19 protein-coding genes are annotated in these 18,567 nt (G+C 41.4%); 16 read left to right on the top strand and 3 right to left on the bottom strand.

Annotated elements, in window-relative coordinates:
* Nucleotides 1-109: 109 nt before the first annotated feature.
* On the bottom strand, nt 110-1,885 hold the full coding sequence (locus tag ACEXOE_RS17610) for an aromatic amino acid hydroxylase (RefSeq protein ID WP_394750404.1): 1,776 nt from the start codon (nt 1,883-1,885) through the stop codon (nt 110-112).
* 118 nt (nt 1,886-2,003) lie between these two features.
* Between ACEXOE_RS17610 and ACEXOE_RS17605 the strand changes: the two genes are divergently transcribed.
* The 14 genes from ACEXOE_RS17605 (at nt 2,004) to ACEXOE_RS17540 (ending at nt 15,576) form a co-directional block, all read left to right on the top strand.
* On the top strand, nt 2,004-2,567 hold the full coding sequence (locus ACEXOE_RS17605) for a TetR/AcrR family transcriptional regulator (protein WP_394750162.1): 564 nt from the start codon (nt 2,004-2,006) through the stop codon (nt 2,565-2,567).
* 77 nt (nt 2,568-2,644) lie between these two features.
* Nucleotides 2,645-3,718: a 1,2-phenylacetyl-CoA epoxidase subunit PaaE gene (paaE, locus tag ACEXOE_RS17600; RefSeq protein WP_394750161.1), complete on the top strand. Its 1,074-nt coding sequence runs from the start codon at nt 2,645-2,647 to the stop codon at nt 3,716-3,718.
* An 81-nt stretch (nt 3,719-3,799) separates the two neighbouring features.
* The gene (gene paaA, locus ACEXOE_RS17595; protein WP_394750160.1) at nt 3,800-4,756 is read left to right on the top strand and encodes a 1,2-phenylacetyl-CoA epoxidase subunit PaaA; all 957 of its coding nucleotides are present in this window, start codon (nt 3,800-3,802) and stop codon (nt 4,754-4,756) included.
* Nucleotides 4,757-4,786: 30 nt separating this feature from the next.
* Entirely contained in the window at nt 4,787-5,071 is a 285-nt protein-coding gene (gene paaB / locus ACEXOE_RS17590; RefSeq protein ID WP_394750159.1) for a 1,2-phenylacetyl-CoA epoxidase subunit PaaB, read from the top strand.
* A gap of 88 nt (nt 5,072-5,159) precedes the next feature.
* The gene (gene paaC / locus ACEXOE_RS17585; protein ID WP_394750158.1) at nt 5,160-5,912 is read left to right on the top strand and encodes a 1,2-phenylacetyl-CoA epoxidase subunit PaaC; all 753 of its coding nucleotides are present in this window, start codon (nt 5,160-5,162) and stop codon (nt 5,910-5,912) included.
* Nucleotides 5,913-5,980: 68 nt separating this feature from the next.
* On the top strand, nt 5,981-6,478 hold the full coding sequence (gene paaD / locus ACEXOE_RS17580; RefSeq protein WP_394750157.1) for a 1,2-phenylacetyl-CoA epoxidase subunit PaaD: 498 nt from the start codon (nt 5,981-5,983) through the stop codon (nt 6,476-6,478).
* Between the two features lie 76 nt (nt 6,479-6,554).
* Nucleotides 6,555-7,340, top strand: coding sequence for an enoyl-CoA hydratase-related protein (locus ACEXOE_RS17575; RefSeq protein WP_394750156.1), 786 nt, complete (start codon nt 6,555-6,557; stop codon nt 7,338-7,340).
* 30 nt (nt 7,341-7,370) lie between these two features.
* Nucleotides 7,371-8,306 carry a threonine/serine dehydratase gene (locus ACEXOE_RS17570; protein WP_394750155.1) on the top strand — a complete coding sequence of 312 codons (936 nt, stop codon included), beginning with the start codon at nt 7,371-7,373 and terminating at the stop codon, nt 8,304-8,306.
* Nucleotides 8,307-8,420: 114 nt separating this feature from the next.
* On the top strand, nt 8,421-9,620 hold the full coding sequence (locus ACEXOE_RS17565; protein WP_394750154.1) for a 3-hydroxyacyl-CoA dehydrogenase NAD-binding domain-containing protein: 1,200 nt from the start codon (nt 8,421-8,423) through the stop codon (nt 9,618-9,620).
* Between the two features lie 188 nt (nt 9,621-9,808).
* Nucleotides 9,809-10,240 (top strand): PaaI family thioesterase, encoded by a 432-nt coding sequence (locus ACEXOE_RS17560; RefSeq protein WP_394750153.1) that lies wholly within the window; start codon nt 9,809-9,811, stop codon nt 10,238-10,240.
* Between the two features lie 133 nt (nt 10,241-10,373).
* On the top strand, nt 10,374-11,582 hold the full coding sequence (gene pcaF, locus ACEXOE_RS17555) for a 3-oxoadipyl-CoA thiolase (protein ID WP_394750152.1): 1,209 nt from the start codon (nt 10,374-10,376) through the stop codon (nt 11,580-11,582).
* A gap of 17 nt (nt 11,583-11,599) precedes the next feature.
* Nucleotides 11,600-12,202, top strand: a complete 603-nt coding sequence (locus ACEXOE_RS17550) for a short chain dehydrogenase (protein ID WP_394750151.1) — start codon at nt 11,600-11,602, stop codon at nt 12,200-12,202.
* Nucleotides 12,203-12,212: 10 nt separating this feature from the next.
* The gene (gene paaZ, locus ACEXOE_RS17545; RefSeq protein WP_394750150.1) at nt 12,213-14,711 is read left to right on the top strand and encodes a phenylacetic acid degradation bifunctional protein PaaZ; all 2,499 of its coding nucleotides are present in this window, start codon (nt 12,213-12,215) and stop codon (nt 14,709-14,711) included.
* 112 nt (nt 14,712-14,823) lie between these two features.
* Nucleotides 14,824-15,576, top strand: coding sequence for an enoyl-CoA hydratase/isomerase family protein (locus tag ACEXOE_RS17540; protein ID WP_394750149.1), 753 nt, complete (start codon nt 14,824-14,826; stop codon nt 15,574-15,576).
* A 14-nt stretch (nt 15,577-15,590) separates the two neighbouring features.
* Here ACEXOE_RS17540 and ACEXOE_RS17535 read toward each other — a convergent pair whose 3' ends face one another.
* Nucleotides 15,591-15,881, bottom strand: coding sequence for a hypothetical protein (locus ACEXOE_RS17535; RefSeq protein ID WP_394750148.1), 291 nt, complete (start codon nt 15,879-15,881; stop codon nt 15,591-15,593).
* Nucleotides 15,882-15,996: 115 nt separating this feature from the next.
* Here ACEXOE_RS17535 and ACEXOE_RS17530 point away from each other — a divergent pair, with 115 nt between their 5' ends.
* Nucleotides 15,997-16,599: an acyltransferase gene (locus tag ACEXOE_RS17530; RefSeq protein WP_394750147.1), complete on the top strand. Its 603-nt coding sequence runs from the start codon at nt 15,997-15,999 to the stop codon at nt 16,597-16,599.
* Between the two features lie 3 nt (nt 16,600-16,602).
* On the opposite strand, the gene ACEXOE_RS17525 is transcribed toward ACEXOE_RS17530, so the two are convergent.
* Entirely contained in the window at nt 16,603-17,079 is a 477-nt protein-coding gene (locus ACEXOE_RS17525) for an Lrp/AsnC family transcriptional regulator (protein ID WP_394750146.1), read from the bottom strand.
* 168 nt (nt 17,080-17,247) lie between these two features.
* Between ACEXOE_RS17525 and ACEXOE_RS17520 the strand changes: the two genes are divergently transcribed.
* A complete protein-coding gene (locus ACEXOE_RS17520; protein WP_394750145.1) occupies nt 17,248-18,549 on the top strand; it encodes a dihydrolipoamide acetyltransferase family protein in 1,302 nt (433 codons plus the stop codon).
* The last annotated feature ends 18 nt before the right edge of the window (nt 18,550-18,567 follow it).

Here is an 18,567-nt window from a genome sequence, read left to right as displayed (position 1 = left end):
AAGACAGGTAATGTCTTAAGTTCTAAAAACGAATTGATTAAGAGAATCTAGGGGTCCTTTTTTAATGTTGTTTTTCCTGCTTTTACAACCTTTGACCATCCAAACGGGATCAGGAAGTGGTAGTGCGTACTTCTTTTTGATCGTCAAGAAGGGCGAGTCCATCATTGATGAGTCCTGCCAAATTCGGATGCTGTTTCTTTACCATTTCCAAATGCGCTAGAATGGACGATGCAAAGTCTTCCTGGCCAAGTTGTTTTGCCAATTCAAACAATTCTACGGAGAGCAACCAATCCTTAGGGTGTTGTTCTTGAACCGCATTGAAAATTTCTTTTAATACCGCACTTTCCATTTTTTCGGACTCCCGTAAATCACGAACTTGTTGGTACATATATTCCAGAGCTAGGGTGGCCTCATCTTTACGCACTTTCACCGTTTTTGTATCCGAAACATGATACAATTCATGGAAAGATCGATAATCCGCTGCCCCTGCAAATGCCGATACGATAGAAGATCCAACAGCTAGGTCAAAAGTGCCATACTCTGGTTTGAACAATATTTCATTCTTATAAGTCACCGTGCAGTCTTCAAACTGAATTAAAATCAATTTTCCATTGATATTTCGAATTCCTGTGATATTTAGGCCTTCTACAACAATGCCGCTTTCATACTCAAAAGAGATACGTTTGTTATCATAAAAATTATAGGCCTTCAAGTCGCGAGGTCCCATATTTTCAATAGCCAGATTAATGCCTTTTAATTTTCCAATAGGAGAACTAAATCCGTGGGAATGTCCCTCTATCCCATGCCCGATCAATTCTTTTTCGCGATTGGCCAATGCTGTGGGGCCTTCCGTTCTAAAAAATACCACATTATTATCCTCGTCGGTGATCATTTGGGTGAAAACCCCGGAAATTTGGAGCCCGGTGTTTAATTCGATCGTTCCTGTTTTTTTGGAATCAATGAGTTTCTGCAACCCTCGGAAACCACCTTTGCGCAAGGCCATAGTATTGGAGAATTCCTCCAAGACTTCCATAAGATAGGAGAAATCGGGGGTGACATATAATTGGGGCTGTGGTTTTGTGATATCAAATTCCTGTTCTGCAACATCAATGGAATAGGGTCTTTTTTCCACTTCCTTCGTCATACACCATTTGCTTTCGCCAATAGAAGATAATAGGCCAGCTCCGTATATTTTAGGATTGTCTACGGTACCGATCAATCCGTATTCTACGGTCCACCAATGCAAATTTCTGATTTTGGCCATTTCAGACAGGGGGACTTTCTTGTTTTGAAGATGATGCACTTCTTTTTCCGCAGCATCGATTTCTTCAGGAGTAGAGGTCGGAGCTTCTTTTAAGATGGATAATTTGCGCACGGCCTCGTATACTTCATTATCATGTGCCGACAATATCGCTTTGGCCCCAATTTCCCCAAAACGCCTGAGATATTCGGCATAATCCGGATTGGCTATGATGGGAGCGTGTCCTGCAGCTTCATGAATTATATCTGGAGCAGGGGTATAGGCTATATTTTCCAATTGTCGGATATCCGAAGCAATCACCAGAATTTTATACGCCTGGAACTCCATAAAAGCATTTGGCGGGATAAACCCATCAACCGCTACGGCGGCCCAACCAATTTCTTTTAGAATACGATTCATACCATACATACTGGGAATGGCGTCAATGGAGATTCCGGTAACTTCAATGCCATGGGCATAAGACTCATGTGCCACTGTAGTAAGATAGGAGATGTTTTTGCGCATGACGTAGCGCCAAACCGCCTGATTTATAGGGGAATAATCCTCATAATTCTGTGGCTTGATAAACTGTTTTAAATGTGGTGGTAATCTATCGATTAACGGATTAGATTCTATAGTCTCCATGACAGTAGGCAGCAATTTTACTTTAAGGGCAAAATTACGGATTAATTGGGGCATACGAACAAGCGTTCGTATTATTTTAGCATTTGCCATGGAATAGTTATATTTTAGAAAGATGAAAATGGAGACTAGAAAGGAAGAAATTATTAAGACAGCTGCAAAACTCTTTAAAGCTAAGGGATATAGTGCTGTGACTATGCGGGATATTGCTAAAGTCATGAACATAAAAGCGGCCAGTCTTTATAATCACATCACCTCCAAGCAAGATATCCTTAAAGATATTATCATTGCGTTGGCGGAGGAGTTTACAACAGGAATAGCGACTATAAAGTCGGCCGAGGTGGACAATCTGGAAAAATTAAAGCGAGTGGTGTCCCTGCATGTGGAGATAGCTGGGAACAATACGGAGCAAATGGCTTGTTTAAACAATGATTGGATGCACTTGGAAGGGCAATTGGATTATTATTTGCAATTGCGCTCGGATTATGAAGAAGATTTTAGAAAAATCATTAAGGAAGGTATGGTCAATGGCAACATCATCGATACGGATCCAGAAATCATATTGTTCTCTATTTTGTCCACTTTGCGATCCCTGTACCTATGGATTCCGAAGAAAGGAGGATTGGAAACCGAGGAACTCGCAGAGCGTTTAAGCGAAGTGTTGATCAACGGAATTAACACCTAGTTCACAATTAATTTTGTAAATTTGCATGAAAAACTAACAATTGTTAGTTTTGCGGTTTAAGCAATAGAAGATAGTTTATGTCAGATTTTCATGAAATAAGAGTTGCAGAAGTCTATAAGGATACTGATGATTGTTCCGTACTTACCTTCGATATTCCGGAACAACTGCGGGAAGCTTTTTCTTTTACCCAAGGACAATATCTTACCTTACGGAAAATAATCAATGGGGAAGATGTGAGAAGGTCGTATTCGTTATGTTCCAGTCCGGTGGATAATGAATGGAAAGTGGCCGTAAAGCAAATTCATGGCGGTCTGTTTTCTACCTATGCCAATACGGAACTGAAATCTGGGGACATATTGGAGATCATGGAACCTTCGGGGAACTTCTATATTGATGTGGAGTCGGACAAGGCTAAGAGCCATATTGCCTTTGCTGCAGGTAGTGGAATTACTCCTATTTTATCTATAATAAAAACGCATTTATCTTTAGAGCCTAAAAGTACTTTTAAGCTATTCTATCTCAATCGGAGTGTAAAATCCATTGTTTTTAAGGAAGAGATCGAGCAATTGCGCAACACCTATTTCGGGAGGTTGGAAATTTTTTATTTTCTCACTAAGGAACAACGGGATAGCCCACTGTTCAACGGACGTTTTACAGAAGAGAAATTGAATGTATTGACCGATAATTTCATTGATGTAGCAGATACCGATAGTTGCTTTATTTGTGGACCCAAAGAGATGATCTTCTTAATTAGGGATCATCTGGAAGCAAAGGGGTTATCCAAAGAAAGAATTCACTACGAGCTGTTCTTTTCCGGAGATGATGCTGTTTCCAACGAGAAAGTAGCGGAAGTTCTTGAAAAACGGGCAGAGGGCACGGAAGTAACTATTATTGATGGAGGAAAGGAATTTCACTTTACTATGGAAGATGCCCATGACAATATTTTAGATGGAGCCTTGGCTGCGGGTGCCGATTTACCCTTTGCTTGTAAAGGTGGAGTATGTAGTACCTGTAAGTGTAGGGTTATGGAAGGAGCCGTGGAAATGAAGGTGAATTATGCCTTGGAAGAGGATGAGGTTAGAAATAACCTTGTATTAAGTTGTCAGGCCGTGCCGACAACGGAGAAAGTTATTGTTGATTTTGATGTATAAAAAATAACAGGTCAGGAATGCTGGGGAAAAGCCATTGTCGATGGCGACACTTCATCATTTTTTCCTTAAAATGTATTCGATATGAGCGACGAACAAATTAAGAATCTCGAAGAGTTATTTGAAGCGCGTATTGCACGTGATGAGAAGATCGAACCTAAGGATTGGATGCCCGAAAAGTATCGTAAAACCCATATTCGGCAAATTTCCCAACATGCACATTCTGAAATTATCGGAATGTTGCCCGAAGGGAACTGGATTACCAGAGCACCTTCATTGCGGCGTAAAGTGGCACTGCTGGCCAAAGTTCAGGATGAAGCAGGTCATGGCCTCTATTTATACAGCGCCTGTGAGACTTTGGGAATTTCAAGGGAGGAATTGTATGAACAATTGCATTCGGGCAAAGCCAAATACTCCAGTATTTTTAATTACCCAACCATTACCTGGGCAGATATGGGGGCTATTGGCTGGCTTGTGGACGGTGCAGCAATTATCAATCAAGTACCTTTGTGCAGTACCTCCTATGGGCCTTATGCCAGAGCAATGATCAGAGTATGTAAAGAGGAGAGTTTTCACCAACGTCAGGGTTTTGAGATTATGATGAAATTGGCTCAGGGAACACCGGAACAAAAGGAAATGGCACAGGATGCCCTAAATAGATGGTGGTGGCCCTCTTTAATGATGTTGGGGCCAACAGATGCCGAATCTGTACATACGGCCCAATCCATGAAATGGAAATTGAAGCGTAAAACCAATGACGAACTCCGGCAACAATTTATTGATCAAACGGTTCCTCAGGCAGATCTTATAGGACTTACGATTCCTGACCCGGATTTAAAATGGAACGAAGAAACAGGGCATTATGATTTTGGTGAAATTGACTGGGATGAGTTTTGGCAGGTGGTAAAAGGACATGGTCCATGCAATCGAGAGCGTATGAACGCCAGAGTAGGTGCATGGGAACGCGGAACCTGGGTAAGGGATGCCGCCATGGCCTATGCAGACAAGAAAGAAGCACGAAAATTAAAAGAAGTAATCTAAAAGCATTGGTATTGCATAATAGTGATTTTTATGAAAAAAAATTGGCCACTTTGGGAAGTATTTGTACGAAGTAAAAATGGACTGGAACACCGTCATTTTGGAAGTTTGCACGCGGCAGATGCCGAAATGGCTCTGGAAAATGCCAGGGATGTGTATACGCGAAGAAATGAAGGGGTAAGCATTTGGGTGGTAGAATCCAGTAATATTACGGCCTCCAATCCTGAAAATAATGGAGAGCTTTTTGAGCCAGCACAGGACAAGGTATACAGACACCCTACCTTTTATGATTTGCCCGATGAGGTAAAGCATATGTAAGACTCTTGAATATGAAGTTGAACATGAAATAAGAATGTCGATTTCAACTTCAACTTCGATTTCGAATTCAACTTTAATCTTAAGTGAAATGAAAGAAAATCTATATCAATATATCCTGGGAATAGCGGACAATAGCCTTATTTTGGGACAGCGTTTGGGCGAGTTATGCGGTCATGGCCCAAATTTGGAAACAGATATCGCCTGTACCAATATTTCTTTGGATCTTTTGGGGCAAACCCGCAGTTATTTTCAATATGCCGCAAAGGTGGCTGGGGGCGATGTCACGGAAGATAGTATCGCCTTTTTAAGAAAAGAACGGGAATATATCAACGTACTTTTAGTGGAACAGCCCAATACCGATTTCGGCTATACCATTGCGCGTCAGTTTTTATTTGATGCCTTTCATATTCTTTTTGTAAAAAGACTACAAGAAAGTAAGGACGAAGTATTGGCTGCAATTGCGAGAAAAGGAATAAAAGAAGTTAGTTATCATTATCGATTTTCATCGGATTGGATTAAGCGCTTGGGAGATGGTACGGAAGAAAGTCATTCCAGAATACAGCAGGCCATCAATGATTTGTGGACGTATACGGATGAATTTTTTCAAACGACTGAAGCCGAGGAAGCCATGATAACGGAAGGTATAGGGGTAGATGTCAAAGCACTAAAACAAGAGTATTATGCCAATGTCACTGCACTTTTGGAAGAAGCTACTTTGACTGTTCCCGAAAATCAATGGTTTCAAAAAGGAGGAAAAAAAGGAGTGCATACAGAGCATATGGGGTATTTGCTCAGCGATCTGCAATATATGCAGCGAACATATCCCAATATGGAATGGTAATGTTGATGTACGATGTCGGAAAAGGTATTTCGGCAGTATATCAATACGCATAAAATCTTAAGATTAAGATGAGGGGAATCACCGAAATAGATAGTGAACTCATCCCGATTCTGGAAAAAGTTTCAGACCCGGAGATTCCTGTATTGTCCATTATGGATATGGGTGTTGTGCGTGCAGCACAACAAGAAGGCGGTATTGTAAAGGTAAAGATAACCCCAACCTATAGTGGGTGTCCGGCAATGGATGTCATTGGAGATGATATTAAATCGGCTTTGGAAAATGAAGGCTATCAAGCCGAAGTAGAACTGGTACTTAGCCCGGCATGGACTACAGATTGGATTACGCCAAGAGGTCGTGCTGCCTTAGAGGAATACGGGATTGCAGCCCCCTTGGAAGAAGAGGCCGATAAAGCCGCCTTGTTGGGGAACAAAAAAATTGTAAAGTGCACCAACTGTGGTAGTGAGAATACGAGTTTAGTGAGTCAATTTGGTTCTACGGCATGTAAAGCCTTGTTCCAATGTGGGGATTGCCTGGAGCCTTTCGATTATTTTAAATGTTTGAAATAGAAATTAGAATAAAAAATATCCTTTTGCCGCGAGTGCAAGGGGGAAATTAAAGAACAATACCAATAGAAGAACAAGCATGAGTAGCAATACAATTCTCTTGAACATGGAACAGGGAGTAGCCACTATTAGTTTGAACAGACCAGAAGTGTTCAATAGTTTTAATAGAGAAATGGCCTTACGTTTACAAGAAACCTTAGATGCCTGTGAAGCCGACCCTGAAGTAAGGGCGATTGTCTTAACGGGGAATGGAAAAGCCTTTTGTGCAGGTCAAGATTTAAAGGAAGTGACGTCCCCGGATTTAAACCCAGGTTTCAAAAAGATATTGGAAGAACATTACAATCCAATTATCACTAGGATTCGCGCTATTTCCAAACCTATTATTGCCGCTGTGAATGGTGTGGCCGCAGGTGCGGGAGCCAATATTGCTTTGGCCTGTGATGTGGTCATTGCAGATGAGAAAGCCAGTTTTATTCAGGCGTTCAGTAAAATTGGATTGATTCCGGATAGTGGGGGGACTTTTTTCTTACCCCGACTTATTGGTTTTCAAAAGGCATCTGCCTTCATGCTTTTGGGAGATAAAATCAGTGCTCAAGAAGCCGAACGTCTTGGAATGATCTATACCTATGTTTCTTCTGAGGATTTTAAGGGTGCCGTTCAAAAATTAGCGCAAAAAATGGCCCAAATGCCTACCAAGGCTTTAGGAGCCATAAAACAAGTATTGAACGCTTCTATGACCAATACTTTGGAAGAACAATTGGCATTGGAATCCAAACATCAAATTGAAGCGGCACAAGGAGAGGATTATGCAGAAGGAGTTGCTGCATTTATAGCGAAAAGAAAACCGGAATTTAAAGGACGATAAAGTCGTAATGCTACGAATACTTCAAGTATTATGAATAAAGAAATACTATTAGCAGTTCACAACCGGATAAAGCCCTATATCCATAGAACACCAGTGTTAACATCAACCATACTGAACGATAAGGTCGGTGCCCAAGTATATTTTAAATGCGAGAATTTCCAGAAAATGGGGGCTTTTAAAATGCGTGGGGCGGCCAATGCCATTCTGTGTTTAACCGATGCACAACGACAAAAAGGGGTAGTGACCCATTCTTCGGGGAACTTTGCGCAGGCGGTTTCCCTAGCCGCCAAAAGTTTAGGAGTGAAAGCCTATATCGTCATGCCCGAAAATGCTCCTGAAGTAAAAAAAAATGCAGTAAAAGGATACGGCGGGGAAGTCATAGAATGTCCATCTACCATTGAAGATAGAGAACGTGTATCGGCAAAAATACAAAGCGAAAAAGGGGCTACTTTTCTACACCCATCCAATGATGATGAGGTAATTTATGGGCAGGGCACTGCGGCTATGGAACTTTTGGAAGAGCAAACCGCATTGGATTATATATTTACCCCTGTTGGTGGTGGTGGATTGTTGGCGGGAACAGCTTTGGCAGCATATTATTTTGCGGACAATTGTAAAGTAGTGGCAGGAGAGCCTTCGGAGGCAGATGATGCGTATCGTTCCTTGATTTCCGGAAAAATAGAGGTCAATGAAACCTCAAATACAATTGCAGATGGCCTGCGAACACATTTGGGAGATCGTAACTTTCCCACTATTCAGAAGCATGTGGAAAAAATAATTCGGGTAGAAGAGGAAGAAATTAAGTCGGCCATGAAGCTGATATGGGAACGTATGAAAATTGTGGTGGAACCCTCAAGTGCCGTGCCTTTTGCTGCTTTACTAAAGCATAAAGAGGCCTATAAAAATAAAAAAATAGGAATTGTGGTTTCCGGTGGAAATGTAGACTTGGCAAAATTGCCTTTTTAAGTCATGCCTTCAAACGACTTGATATCCTTGAAGAAAGAAAAAGAATAAGCATAGGGCTGTTTTGCCATAGGAATTAAAACAGCATCAACATACATTAAAATCTTAATTTTATAAATGACAGCGCGACAATCAATAATTAACAATGTAGGAATTATAGGTTCTGGAACCATGGGAAGCGGAATTGCTCAAGTGGCTGCCACGGCCGGATGTCATGTAAAGGTATACGATACCAATCAGGCAGCCTTGAACAAGAGTAAAGCCGCTTTGGAAAAAATATTATCTCGTTTAGTGGAAAAAGGACGTATTGATGCCGATGAGAAAGCTAGGATTCAAGGCAATATTGAATACGTTGGGGATTTAAAAGGCCTGGCAAATGCCGATTTGACTATTGAAGCTATTATTGAGAACCTTGATATTAAACAGAAGGTTTTTCGCGAATTGGAATCTTATGTCTCAGAGGATGCTATAATAGCTTCAAACACATCTTCCTTGTCCATCGCCTCTATTGCCGCAGCTTTAAAACGTCCTGAGCGTTGTGTGGGGATTCATTTTTTTAATCCGGCACCTTTGATGAAGTTGGTAGAAGTCATTCCTGCGATCCAAACATCACAGGAAGTATTGGATCTCTCTGTGCAAACTATTGCGGATTGGAAAAAAGTGGTGGCTATTGCAAAGGATACACCAGGGTTTATCGTGAATCGGGTAGCACGCCCTTTTTATGGGGAAGCCTTGCGCATATATGAGGAAGGGATAGCGAATTTTGTTACCATAGATCATGCCATGAAAAGCTTGGGTGGATTTCGAATGGGCCCCTTCGAGTTGATGGATTTTATTGGAAACGATGTAAACTATACGGTTACCGAAACGGTATTCACTGCCTTTTATTTTGATCCAAGATACAAACCGGCATTTACGCAGAAACGCTTTGCAGAAGCTGGTTATTTAGGTAGAAAGTCAGGTAGAGGTTATTATACTTATGATGAAAATGGCCGCATTGTCATTGATGAAAGTGAAACTTCCCAAGACAGTGCATTGCTGCAGGGTATTTTGGATCGTGTATTGGCAATGCTGATCAATGAAGCGGCCGATGCCCTATTTTTAAATATTGCTTCGGCAGCTGATATTGATAATGCCATGACAAAAGGGGTAAATTACCCCAAGGGATTATTGGCTTGGGCAAATGAAAAAGGAATCCCTTGGTGCGTTGCCACTTTGGATAAACTGTACGATGAATACCATGAAGATCGCTATCGCTGCAGTCCTTTATTGCGGAAAATGAAAGAGAAAGATTTAAGGTTTGAGGTTGGAGTATAGAGATATGGAGCAATCTAGATATTATTTCAAGTTTGAAGAATTAAAGGGTTTATTACGCAGGAGTAAGATGAAATTAACAGGCGTATGATAACGGGATTATCCAAAATGATTACCTCTTATAAAAATTATTCGAAAGGCAAAAACAGATGATTCAAAAACACAATAACTCAAATACTATATAGGATTGAATGGAGAAAAATAAATTTTTGTCACCAGACCGCATACCACATAAGATGCTAAGCCAAGATCCGTATAGTTCCTGGTTGGGAATGCGTATTTTGGAATGCGAATTGGGCCGATGCAAATTGGAGATGGTTATCCGAAAAGAAATGCTGAACAGTATGGGGAAGGCCCATGGTGGCATAACTTATGCTTTGGCCGATACTGCATTTGGTTTTGCAGCCAATACCCATGGGAAATATGCAGTATCCATTGAAACATCCATCAATCATATTGAGGCTTTGGAAGAGGGAGATGTGATCACGGCAGAATCTGTGATTGAAAAAGTAAAGCGCAAAGTAGGCTTTAACGTTATTGAAGTGAAGCGGGGTGAAGATTTGGTAGCCTTGTTCAAAGGAGTGGTATTTCGAACCAATAAGGACTGGGAAACTGAAGCATAAATGGCGGATTTTGTAAATAGAAACACAAAATTCATAGCAACACAAGAAAGTAGGAATAAAAACGACAGATAATAAAATCCATAAAGTGACAAGATGCAGATCGGCGTTATTTTATAGTTAAAAAGGTAAGATTTTGAAAGAAGCATATATTATTGACGGTGTTCGTACACCTATTGGAAATTACAAAGGGACCTTATCGGCAGTCCGAACAGATGATTTGGGCGCTATTGTGATCGCAGAATTGGTAAAGCGGAATCCGGGGATTCCCAAAGAAGCCTATGACGATGTGATCATGGGATGTGCCAATCAAGCAGGGGAGGATAATCGAAATGTTGCCCGTATGAGTCTTTTATTGGCCGGCTTACCGTTTACCGTACCGGGGGAAACCGTCAATCGCCTATGTAGCTCTGGTCTATCGGCCATTATTCATGCCAACAGGGCCATTAAAGCTGGAGATGGAGATCTGTTTATCTCTGGAGGTGTTGAAAATATGACAAGAGGACCTTACGTAATGGCGAAGCCCTCCACGGCATTTGGAGGAGATTCCAAAATGTACGATTCCACTTTTGGATGGCGTTTTATCAATCCAAAAATGCATGCATTGTATGGCACGGATGGTATGGGAAATACCGCGGAAAATCTAGTGGAGAAATTTGGAATTTCCAGAGAAGATCAAGATGCATTTGCGTATTGGAGTCAAATGAAGGCAACCAAAGCGCAGGAAAGTGGTCGCTTGGCTAAGGAAATCGTGACCGTGGAAATCCCGCAACGTAAAAAAGATCCCATTCAATTCGCTCAAGATGAATTTATAAAACCAGCTACATCCAAAGAAATTTTGGTAAAACTGCGTCCTGCCTTTAAGAAAGAAGGGGGAAGTGTCACAGCGGGGAATTCTTCTGGTTTGAATGACGGTGCTGCGGCAACAATTATTGCCTCTGCCGACGCGGTAAAGAAATATAACCTGACCCCAATGGCCAAGATTCTTAGTTCTGCCGTTGTTGGTGTTGAACCCCGAATCATGGGAATAGGGCCTGTGCAAGCTGCCAATAAAGCTTTGGAAAAAGCAGGGCTTACGATGGACGATATGGATGTCATAGAACTTAATGAAGCCTTTGCGGCTCAGGCGTTGGCCTGTACGCGTGCTTGGGGCTTGGCGGATGATGACCCAAGATTGAACCCCAATGGAGGAGCCATTGCCATAGGACACCCTTTAGGCGTTACTGGGGCAAGAATCTGCTATTCCGCAGCCTTGGAACTTCAAGAACAACAAAAGAAATATGCCTTAGTAACTATGTGCATTGGCGTAGGTCAAGGGTATGCGGCAATTATTGAACGCGTTTAATATTGAGAGGAGAGCTTATGAAAATACTGGTCATTGGAGGCAATGGGACCATTGGAAAGAAGGTGTCCGAGCGCTTATCCGAAAAACATGAACTCATTATAGCAGGAAGGAACTCAGGAGATGTCAAGGTAGACTTTTCTTCGGCATCTTCCATTGAAAAAATGTTTGAAAAAATAGGAAAAGTGGATGCCATTGTCGCTATTGCTGGAGATGCAAAATGGGATAAGTTTAAGAAGCTGTCCGAAGAAGATTTTTATATTGGTATTAAGAGTAAACTCATGGGACAGGTAAATGTTGTCCGTATTGGTCAGTCCTATCTAAATCCTGGAGGTTCTTTTACCTTATCAACAGGGATTTTGGCAGATGATCCTGTGGATATGACAACTAGTGCTGCTATGGTGAATGGGGGAATCCATAGTTTTGTGAAAGCAGTGGCGCTGGAATTGGAAAACAATATTCGCATCAATGCGGTCTGTGCCGATCTGGTGGAAGATGCCTATGAAAAGTACAAAGATTATTTTCCGGGAAATACACCCGTACCTATGCGCAAAGTAGTAGATGGCTATGTGAAATCCATTGAAGGAAAAATAACAGGGAGGATTCTTAGAATAATGGCTTAAAAAAGCATATATGAAAAAAATACAGCATTATGTGAACGGTCAATGGACCGAAGGAACAGAAGAAGGAGCACCAATTTACGATTCCATCACAGGGGAAGTAATCGGAAATATCGCTATTGAAGGATTGGATATTCCGGAGATATTGAATTATGGTCGCACTAAGGGAGGCGAGCTATTACGTAAAATGACATTTCAAGAGCGGGGAAATATGCTCAAAAAATTGGCCTTATATCTCACCAAGCGAAAAGCGGCATTTTATGAAGTCAGTTACCGAACAGGAGCCACCAAACTAGATAGCTGGATCGATATTGAAGGTGGCTTTGGGAATCTTTTTGCCAACGCTTCCCTTCGGAAACTTTTCCCTAATCAACCCTATGATGTAGAAGGGGAACCTATAGACCTTTCTAGGGGAGGGCGCTTTATGGCCCACCATATTATGGTGCCCAAAAAAGGCGTTGCAGTGCATATCAATGCCTTTAATTTTCCGGTGTGGGGAATGTTGGAGAAATGCGCGGTGAACTGGATGGCAGGAGTACCCGCTGTGGTATTGCCCGCTCCTTCATCTTCGTATTTGGCAGAAGCTGTGGCCAAAGAAATTATTGCTTCGGGAATTCTTCCGGAAGGTGCCTTACAGATCATCAATGGTACCGTTAGGACCATTTTGGACACTGTACAATCCCAAGATGTGGTTACTTTTACGGGTTCTGCTGCTACCGGACGTATTCTAAAAGCACACCCACAGTTGATACAGGAAGCGGTGCCATTTACGATGGAGGCTGACTCCTTGAATGCTTCCATTTTGGGAGAAGATGCCGCTCCGGGAACTCCTGAGTTTGATATTTTTGTGAAAGAAGTGCGTAAAGAAATGACCGTTAAATGTGGCCAAAAATGTACGGCCATAAGACGTATCATTGTTCCAGAGAAGTATATGGAAGATGTACAGATAGCACTGGGCAAACAATTGGATAAAGTAACTATTGGAGATCCTAGATTAAAAGAAGTCCGCATGGGCTCTTTGATTAGCAAACAACAAGTAGAGGCCGTACGTTTAAGTGTGACCGATATCGCTAAAGAAGCACAAATTGTATATGGAAGTTTGGACCGTATAGAGACGGTAGGCGCCGATGCGGAAAAAGGAGCTTTTATCAGTCCAATTTTATTGCGCGAAGACCATCCTTTTAAGAATACGATAGCTCACGAACGAGAAGCTTTTGGTCCGGTAAGTACCCTAATGCCCTATAAGAACCTCGAAGAAGCCATTACTTTGGCCCAAATGGGAAAAGGTTCATTGGTTTCCTCTATTGTAACCAATGACAATGCCATAGCAAAAGAATATGTGGTAAATGCAGCAAGCCATCACGGGCGTATTTTGGTCCTGAACCGGGAAAGTGCAAAAGAAAGTACCGGACATGGATCTCCGCTGCCCAATTTGGTGCATGGAGGTCCGGGACGTGCCGGAGGAGGTGAGGAAATGGGAGGTTTAAGGGGAATTAAGCACTACCTTCAACGTACCGCTGTGCAGGGGTCCCCAACCACCTTGACCGCCGTAACAGGAATATACCAGGCCAATAGTGCCTATACCGAAATAGATGAACATCCTTTTGCCTATCATTGGGAAGATATTCAAGCAGGAATGTCTTTAAAAACGCATAAGCGTACCATAACCGATGGAGATATCGTTAATTTTGCCAACCTGACCTGGGATCATTTTTATGCCCATACCGATATTACCTCCTTGGAGGGAAGTATTTTTGAAAAACGAACCGCGCACGGCTATTTTATTTTGGCGGCAGCTGCAGGATTGTTCGTATACCCGAACAAAGGACCTGTAGCCGCGAATTATGGTCTGGAAGATTGTCGTTTTTTACGCCCTATTTATCATAATGATACCGTCTATGTGCGCTTGACCTGTAAGCAAAAAGTAGATCGGGATGTGGCCAGTGCCGAGCACCCCAGTGGAATTGTAAAGTGGTTTGTTGAGGTCTTTGATGTGGAAGACGAATTGGTGGCGGTAGCTACCATTTTGACCATGGTCCAGAAAAAACAGACGACCTTTGTGGAAATGACCGCGGAAACCATTGCATCTTGCTTGGCTAAACTAACAACGGAAAATAAAGCACAATGGGGAACGCTAACACCTCAATTGATGTTGGAACACTTGGAGTTTAATTATAAAATCTGCGCCGGAGAAATTCAAGATTTTGAGATTGTAACGCCAGAAAAGATATTGGAAAAAGTACATAACACCTTGTACAATTATGAAAAAATGCCTCCGAATTATGAGTTTCCCTTGGCAGAAAAAAGTACAATGACCATTCCTAAACACCCTGATCTGGAAACGGCTAAAGCCGCTTTTTTGGAAGCGAGGGAAAGTTATTTGGCCTTTTTTAAGGAAAGGCCGGAGGCAATAGTGAAAAATGCCGTCTTTGGAGAATTGAACAAGTATGAGACCTATTTGTTGGAACGCAAGCATTTGAATCATCATTTTGAGCAATTTGGACTGCTTTAAAATCGATGTACATATTATTAAAAAAAATAAAACCTATTCAATACAATAAACGATTGGCGATTTTGGAAATTACAATGCTCAAAATCAATAATCAACAATCAAAAATAGAATCATGAGTGACCCCTACGTTAAACAGGAAATTGTAGATGGAATTGGATATATAGAATTTTTCCATCCAGCACATAATTCGTTGCCAGGCGATATTCTAGCGAAACTGGCTGCGACCATAACCGCAGCTGGAGAAAATGAAGAAATCAAAGTGATTGTCTTGAAGAGTGGTGGTGATCGTACGTTCTGTGCAGGAGCTAGTTTTAAAGAGTTAATTGCGATCAATGATGAAGACACAGGTCATGTTTTCTTTTCGGGTTTTGCCAATGTCATCAATGCTATGCGAAAATGCCCAAAATTTGTCATTGGGCGTATCCAAGGAAAAACCGTTGGAGGAGGTGTAGGATTGGCTGCTGCAACCGACTACTGTATGGCTTCTTCCTATGCTGCCATTAAATTAAGTGAACTTAATATTGGCATCGGTCCTTTTGTTGTCGGGCCGGCCGTGGAACGTAAATTAGGATTGAGCGGAATGTCGCAAATTGCCATAGATGCCAATAGCTTTTACCCTGCCGAATGGGCAAAGGCAAAAGGCCTATTTACGCAAGTATTTGAAGACACGGAAGCATTGGATACCGCTGTGCAACAATTTGCGGAAAACCTATGCAGTTATAACCCTGAGGCCATGGCAGAAATGAAAAAAATGTTTTGGAAAGGTACCGAAGATTGGGATACTTTATTATTGGAACGTGCAGGAATAAGCGGCCGCTTGGTACTTTCCAAATTCACCAAAGAAACATTGAAACGCTTTAAATAGATTTAAAGAACGGATCAGTCTACGTAAACAACACTGTTTCTGGGAATGATTACGCCTTGTTTCAGGATAACAGCATCCGTAGTGATGGCCCAGATGGTCGTATGTACGCGCATGAGTTTGTCGTTGCTATCTTTAAAATAAATATGAACTTTATTTTTAAGAAGATTGCCCAAGCGAGCAGCTCTATTTAAATAATGGGCTCTTAAAGCTTTCTTTTTAGGATTTTTAAGAACTTCCTTTTTTGAAAATTGTAAAGAGGGAATTTGTTCTTTTTGAACAATGCAGGATAAGGTTATATTTGTCATAATGATTTTTTTAAAGTAATATCATTTTAGTAGTGTATTTACGGCCAAAACTTACATTTTTATAAGAGTCTTCTATGTTTTTAACAATTTTTATAGATTTAATAAATATTTAAAGATGATATATAGTTTTAAAGGACATATTCCAGTGGTTCATGAAAGTAGTTTTGTGCATCCCTTGGCTGCAGTAACAGGGAATGTGATTATCGGAAAAAACTGTTATATAGGCCCTGGGGCGGCAATACGCGGGGATTGGGGGGAGATTGTTCTTAAAGATGGTGTCAATGTTCAAGAAAATTGCACGGTACATATGTTCCCGGGAAAATCCATAGTGTTGGAAGAAGGGGCGCATGTAGGTCATGGCGCCGTAATCCACGGTGCTAATTTAGGTCCTAATTGCCTTATAGGAATGAATACGGTTGTCATGGATGGTGCACATATTGGGGCCGAGAGTATTGTGGGAGCCATGGCGTTTATCAAAGCAGAAACCATAATTCCCAAGCGGAGCCTAGTGGTGGGAAATCCGGCAAAAGTAATTAAAGAGGTTTCGGACGATATGATTGCTTGGAAAACTGCCGGGACAGCATTGTACCAGCAATTGCCCAAGGATTGTCATGAAAGTTTAAAAGAAGTGGATCCTTTACGTGAGATACCCAAAAACAGACCTATCCAGGAAGATTTTTATAAGACCCTCCAAGAAATAAAACGCAAGGAACACTAAGGCTTAAAGATGTTCTAGGTGACTTAAATCAATTTCATTGCTTTCTTTTCCCGTAGAAAGCGTAATTAGACTCTGCACATTCCCCAAATATGGAATTAAGGTTAGTTTGGTGATAATGAATTTTTCGTAAGACTCAATATCCTCTACCAAAAGCTTTAATAAATAATCAAAAGTACCACTTACCCGATGACATGCCACGACTTCAGGAAAGTCGTTGACTTGCTTTACAAATTTTTCCAAAAAACTACGGGTATGGCCTTGCAGGGTGATGGCCACAAACACCGTCTGTTTTAGGCCTAATTTTTTAGGGTTTAAGCGAGCGGAATACCCTTCAATATAACCTTCCCGTTCCAGTTTTTTGATGCGCTCAAAAACAGGAGTTGTAGAGAGGTTCAATTCTTCGGATAGGCTCTTGACCGTCCTATTGGAATTTTGTTGCAGCGATTGTAAAATTCGGATGTCTACAGCATCAAGTTTCATTCTAGTTGATTTGCAGTTTTATACTGTTGTTTGAGTAAAAATAAAGAATAAAAATGTATTATTTAATAAAAAAATAGTGTTTTATACTATTTTTAAAACCTGAACCAGTGTAATTCTATTTTTTTCCTTTTCATAATCGTATTTTTGAGGGTTAAAAAAATAAAAACAATGGCGGAAATTCCGTTTGTAATGCCCAAAATGGGAGAAAGTATTACCGAAGGAACCATTTTAACATGGTTGGTCGGTGAAGGGGAGTCCTTTCAAGAAGGGGATATTCTGGTAGAGGTAGCTACAGATAAGGTAGATAATGAAGTACCTGCTCCTGCCGCTGGAACCTTACTCAAAATAATCGCTCAAGAAAAAGAGGTTATCCCTGTAGGAAATACGATTGCGATGCTGGAACTCCTGGAAGAGGGAAAAGTGGAAACAGCGGTCAAAGCGCCTGGAGAATCGGGTAAGGAAAGGGTTGAGCCTCCTAAAAAAGTGGCAGCCTCTAAGAAGGCTAAGGTCACAAAGCCGCTTCAAGTAGGACGTCAGAATAACAATACCTTCTTTTCACCCTTAATCGTGGAAATTGCAAAGGAACAACACATTAGTTTTGAGGAATTGGCACGTATTCCTGCAACCGGAAATGAAGGTCGTTTGCGTAAGAGCGACCTTTATGCCTATTTGGAAGAAGGAAGGCCCTATCAATTTGTGCAGCCTGAGGTTGTACCGGACCCCACAGCCTATCGTATCCCACAATTGAATTTGGATAAAGGGAATGGGAAGCGAGTAAAAATGGATCGTATGCGGCAAATGATAGCCGATCATATGGTGTATTCCAAACATACCTCTCCCCATGTTACTGCCTATGTTGAGGCCGATTTAACGGAAATGGTGCAATGGCGGAATGAAAATAAAGTGGCATTTCAAGAAAAATATGGCGAAAAACTCACTTTTACGCCCCTGTTTGTAGAAGCCGTGTCCAAGGCAGTGTTGGATTTTCCAAATATCAATGCCTCCGTAGATGGAGATACAGTGATCCTAAAAGAAGATATCAATATTGGAATGGCCGCAGCCCTGCCCAGTGGCAATTTAATAGTTCCCGTAGTAAAAAATGCGGACCAAAAAGGATTGGATGTCCTTGCTGCCGAGGTAAATTCTTTATCCTCAAAGGCAAGGGATAATAAACTTAATGCCGATGATATTAAAGGAAGTACGTTCACCATTTCCAATGTGGGTACTTTTGGAAGCCTCATGGGAACGCCGATCATCAATCAACCAGAAGTAGCCATCCTAGCCTTGGGGATTATCAAAAAACGCGCAGAAGTCATTACCACTGAAAAAGGAGATGAAATCGCGATTCGCAGCATGATGTACCTTTCCCTTTCCTTTGACCATCGCGTCGTAGATGGATATTTGGGAGGTTCTTTCCTGAAAAGAGTAGCCGATTATTTAGAACAGTTTAATACCACTAGAGAAATATAATAGACGCTTCTATAGGAG

The sequence above is a fragment of the Spongiimicrobium salis genome, assembly GCF_043678055.1.
GTDB lineage: Bacteria > Bacteroidota > Bacteroidia > Flavobacteriales > Flavobacteriaceae > Spongiimicrobium > Spongiimicrobium salis.
Note: the sequence above shows the minus strand (reverse complement) of the source record. Positions and strands in the feature narration are given on the sequence as shown.